The 4,167-nt window shown below is 72.6% G+C and carries 3 protein-coding genes and 2 pseudogenes; 1 reads left to right on the forward strand and 4 read right to left on the reverse strand.

Translation table 11 applies throughout. The features are described from left to right. The 4 genes and pseudogenes from ROTAS13_RS20355 to ROTAS13_RS20370 all read right to left on the reverse strand — a co-directional run. Nucleotides 1–298, reverse strand: a pseudogene (locus ROTAS13_RS20355) (ABC transporter permease); the annotation flags it as partial. Next, nucleotides 295–1,242, reverse strand: coding sequence for an ABC transporter permease (locus ROTAS13_RS20360; protein ID WP_075823245.1), 948 nt, complete (start codon nucleotides 1,240–1,242; stop codon nucleotides 295–297). The gene ROTAS13_RS20360 and the pseudogene ROTAS13_RS20355, both read right to left, overlap by 4 nt. A 4-nt stretch (nucleotides 1,243–1,246) precedes the next feature. Continuing rightward, nucleotides 1,247–2,983: a peptide ABC transporter substrate-binding protein gene (locus ROTAS13_RS20365; protein WP_075823246.1), complete on the reverse strand. Its 1,737-nt coding sequence runs from the start codon at nucleotides 2,981–2,983 to the stop codon at nucleotides 1,247–1,249. 127 nt (nucleotides 2,984–3,110) lie between these two features. After that, on the reverse strand, nucleotides 3,111–3,842 hold the full coding sequence (locus ROTAS13_RS20370; protein ID WP_019460095.1) for an orotate phosphoribosyltransferase: 732 nt from the start codon (nucleotides 3,840–3,842) through the stop codon (nucleotides 3,111–3,113). Between the two features lie 63 nt (nucleotides 3,843–3,905). Here ROTAS13_RS20370 and ROTAS13_RS20375 point away from each other — a divergent pair. Then, nucleotides 3,906–4,167 (forward strand): annotated as a pseudogene (locus ROTAS13_RS20375) (ELM1/GtrOC1 family putative glycosyltransferase); the annotation flags it as partial.

A 4,167-nucleotide genomic window follows, 5' to 3' on the forward strand; every position in this document is an offset into this window, starting at 1 on the left:
CCAGCCAGCCGCCGCGCCAGGCGGCCAGCAACCCGATCCCCGTGCCCAGCGCCGTGGCGAGCAGGGCGGTGGCCAGCCCGGCGGCGAGCGAGACCCGCCCCCCGGCCAGCAGCCGCGCCAGCAGGTCGCGCCCCAGTTCGTCCGTGCCGAGGGGATGCTCCGCCGAGGGCGGCGCGAAGCGCGCGAGGAGGTCCTGCGCCTCCGGATCGAGGCCGAGGGCCTGGCTGATCGCCCCGGCCAGCAGGGCCAGCAGGAGCAGCGCCACCAGCAGCACGAGGCCGAGGCGGAAGCGGATCATCGCGGCTCCTCCCCACGCAGGCGCGGGTCCAGCGCCTGTTGCAACAGGTCGGCGCCCAGCGTCGCCAGCATGGTCACCAGTGCCACCAGCAACAGGGCGAGAAGGGCGAGGTTGTAGTCGTTGCCCATCACCGCGTCGTAGAGCAGCTTGCCCATGCCGGGCCGGGCGAAGACCGTCTCCGTCACCAGCGCGCCGGAGACCAGCGCCCCCACATCCACCGCCGCGATGACGAGCACGGGGATGGCAGCATTGGGGAAGGCATGGGTCCAGGCGATGCGCGCCCCGCCCGCTCCGCGCGCCCGCGCCGCCAGGATGAAGTTCTGCCCCAGCACGCCCCGCATCGCCGCCGCCGTGTGCCGCGCATAGGCGGCGAGGCCATGGAAGGCCAGCGTCACCACCGGCAGCAGGGCGAAGCGCCATTCCGCCGGCCAGCCCGCCTCCGCCGTGCCGCCCGCCGGCAGCCAGCCGAGCCGCACCGCGAAGAGCAGGATGGCCAGGATGGCGAGCCAGAAGACGGGCACCGACTGGCCCAGGATCGCCACCGCCTCCACCGCCGGGGCGAGGCGCGGGCGCAGCGCCGCCAGCATCCCCATCGCCACGCCGAGCCCGGCGGACAGCAGCAGCGCAGCGCCGAGCAGTTCCAGCGTCGATCGCAGGGCCGGCAGCAGGATCTGCGCCGCCGGGCGGGCATAAAGGCGGGAATAGCCGAACTCGCCCCGCAGCACCGCTTGCGCCCAGGCCCACCAGCGCAGCAGCAGCGGCTGGTCCAGCCCGTGCAGCGCGCGCAGCCGCGCGACATCCTCGGCGGTGAGATGCGGGTCGTTCAGCGCGGCAAGCGAGACCGGGTCGCCCGGCATCAGCCCGATCGCCAGCCAGGCAAGCAGGGACAGCAGCGCCAGCGACAGCGCCATCTGCGGCAGGCGCCAGCCGATCAGCCGAAGCACGGGGTCAGCCCGCCTTCCAGCCCGTGACCCAGAGGGAGGAAGGGTTCAGGTGCCCGGTCGGTTCCACCCCCGAGAGCCAGAGCGGCCAGACATGCGCCTCCGCCCGGTGCCAGAGCGGCAGGGCCGGGAGCTCCGTGGCGGTGATGGCCTGCAGCCGCGCCCAGAGCGGCCTGCGCTTCGCGGGGTCCAGCTCCTGCGGCAGCGCCTCCAGCAGCGCATCCATCTCCGCATCCCGGAAACCCGGATAGTTCTGCCCCGACCAGTTGCGCTCGGCGATGGGGATCTCGCTGGAATGCAGGGTGCTGCGGGGCACGTTCTCCGGGCTGCTGACCCAGGCGAAGAGCGCGGCGCCGGTGAAGCGGCGCTGCGACAGGGTCTCGCCGAACAGCACGCGCGGCGGCTCGTTGCGGATGCGGGCCTCGGCGCCGATCGCCTTCCACATGCCCTGGACGATCTGCTGCACCTGTTCCCGCGCGCGGTTGCCGGCGGTGGTGTTGAACTCCAGGCTCAGCCTCTCGCCCCCCGCATGGACGCGGATGCCGCCAGGTCCGGGCTTCCAGCCGGCTTCCTCCAGCAGCGCCTGGGCGCGCTTCGGGTCGAAGGGCCAGTCGGGCGTCTCCGCGCCGTACATCGGGTCGTCCGGATGCACGGCGCTGCGCGCCAGGGGCTGGCGGCCGCCATAGAGGGTCTGCGCGATGCGGGCGCGGTCCATGCCGCAGAGCAGGGCCTGCCGCACCCGCCGGTCCGCCAGCACGGGGTTGTCGAGCCGCAGGTCGATATGCTCCCAGACCAGGCCCGGGCGGGTGAAGAGGCGGAAGCGACCGGACTCGCGCTTCTCCAGCGCCAGCGCCTGTTCCAGCGGGAAGCCCATCTCGCCCGGCACCATGTCGATCTGCCCGGCCAGGAGCTGCGCCTCCAGCGCCGCGGTGTTCTCGACGGCGCGCAGCAGGATCCGGCGGAAGGCGGGGGCGGGGCCGTTCCAGTGCTCGGTGCGCTCCAGCGTCAGGCCGCTGCCCGGCTGCACCGCCGTGACGCGGTAGGGGCCGCACCAGAGGCCGGGATTCGTGCTGTCCGTGTCGTAGAGGGTGCGGGAGCGGTAGTTGCGCCGGTCGGCCTCCCAGCGGGCACGTTCCAGATGCGCCGGCAGCGGCACGAAATTCCCGGCCGAGCCATAGTCGAAGGACAGCCGGTCCAACCGCAGCGTGACGGTGCGCGGATCGGGCGCGAGGAACTCATAGGCGCTGCGGTAGAACTCGGCATTGCCGAAGCCGGTCTCGAAGCTGCGCCCGGCCTCCCAGGCGAAGCGGAAATCCTCCGCCGTGACGGGCGTGCCGTCGCCCCAGAGCCAGCCCTCCCGCAGCCGCCAGGTGACGCGCATCCCCGGCTTGCCCCCGGGCGTGGTTTCCAGCGCGGCAAGGCCGTTCTCCAGGCTGGGCAGGGTCTCGCAGCCGAGGGCCTGGAGCTTCCAGTCCGGCCCGTAGGCCGTCAGCGGGCGGTGCACGAAGCCGAGCGCATAGGCCTTGGCCATCATGCTCTCGATGTTCGGGTGCAGGGTGGAAGGGTACTGGGTGATGCCGATGGTCAGGCTGTCGCGCGCACCCTGCGCCCGGGCAGGCCGTGCGGAGGGGGCGAGGCCCAGGGGAGCAACGAGAGGCGAGAGCAGCGAGGCGCGGAGGAGCGAACGGCGGCCCGCGTGGCGGGCGGCGGGGCGTGGCGGCGGCTCTGCGTGGTCCTGGCCCAAGAGGTGTCGGCTCCCTGCTTCCGGTGCTGTCCGCGGACTCCAACACAAGGCGGCCGGTTTTGGAACTCGGCGCGCGCGCCCCTGGGGGGGAAGGGGACACCGCCCCCTTGGGCGGCGTCCCGGGATTTCAGCCCTCCGTCTTGGCCTTCATCAGCGCCTTGGCTTCCTCGGCGCTGCTCACGCCGCCATGCGCGCCGGACCAGCTCACCGGGTCCTCCAGGAACTTGCGGACCTCGCGCAGCGCGCTTTCCTCGAAATAGGGGCGCTCGCGGCAGACCTCCAGCACGTCCCACCAGGTGGCGAGGTGGTGCAGGCTGAGGTTCATCTCCTTCATCGTGTCGAAGGCGCCCGGGAAGACGCCGTAGAAGAAGACGACGAAGGTGTGGTCGCAGATCGCGCCCGCGTCGCGCAGCGCCTGGGTGAAGCGGATCTTGGAGCCGCCATCGGTGGTCAGGTCCTCGACCAGCAGCGTCCGCTTGCCCTCGGGCACGTCGCCCTCGATCTGGGCGTTGCGGCCAAAGCCCTTGGGCTTCTTCCGCACATAGGCCATGGGCGCCATCATGCGGTCGGCGATCCAGGCGGCATAGGGGATGCCGGCGGTCTCGCCGCCCACCACGGCCTCGATGGTCTCGTAGCCGATGTGGCGGCCGATCTTCTCCACCGCCAGCTCGCAGATCTTCTGGCGGGCCCGGGGGAAGTAGATGATCCGGCGGCAATCGATATAGACGGGGCTCTTCCAGCCGGAGGTGAAGGTGTAAGGCTCCTCGGGCCGGAAGTTGACCGCCTTGATCTCCAAGAGGATGCGCGCGGTGGTCAGTGCGGCATCGCGGTCCCAGTCAGAGGCGTGTCGGGCAGTCATGCGTGGTTCTCCTGATCTGGCGTGGGTTAGCCTCCGCGCCGTGTCCCGTCCATGACCGATCGCATGGCGGCGCCCCGCATCTGGGTGCTGGCCGATCCCCGCGCCGGCACGGCGGCCCAGGCCCTGGGCATCGCGGAGCGGCTGGAGGAACGGCTGGGCGAGCCCTTCCGCACCGTCCCGCTCGCCTGGGGCCCCCTCGCGCGCATCCCCTGGCCTTGGCCGACCCTGGCCGGGCTCGCGCCGGCGGCACAGGCGGAACTGCGCCAAGGCGCGCCGGCGCTGGTGATCTCCGCCGGGCGCCGCTCCGCCCCGGTGGCGCTCTGGC

Origin of the sequence: Roseomonas sp. TAS13, assembly GCF_001950415.1 — a bacterium.
GTDB classification, from domain to species: domain Bacteria; phylum Pseudomonadota; class Alphaproteobacteria; order Acetobacterales; family Acetobacteraceae; genus Roseomonas; species Roseomonas mucosa.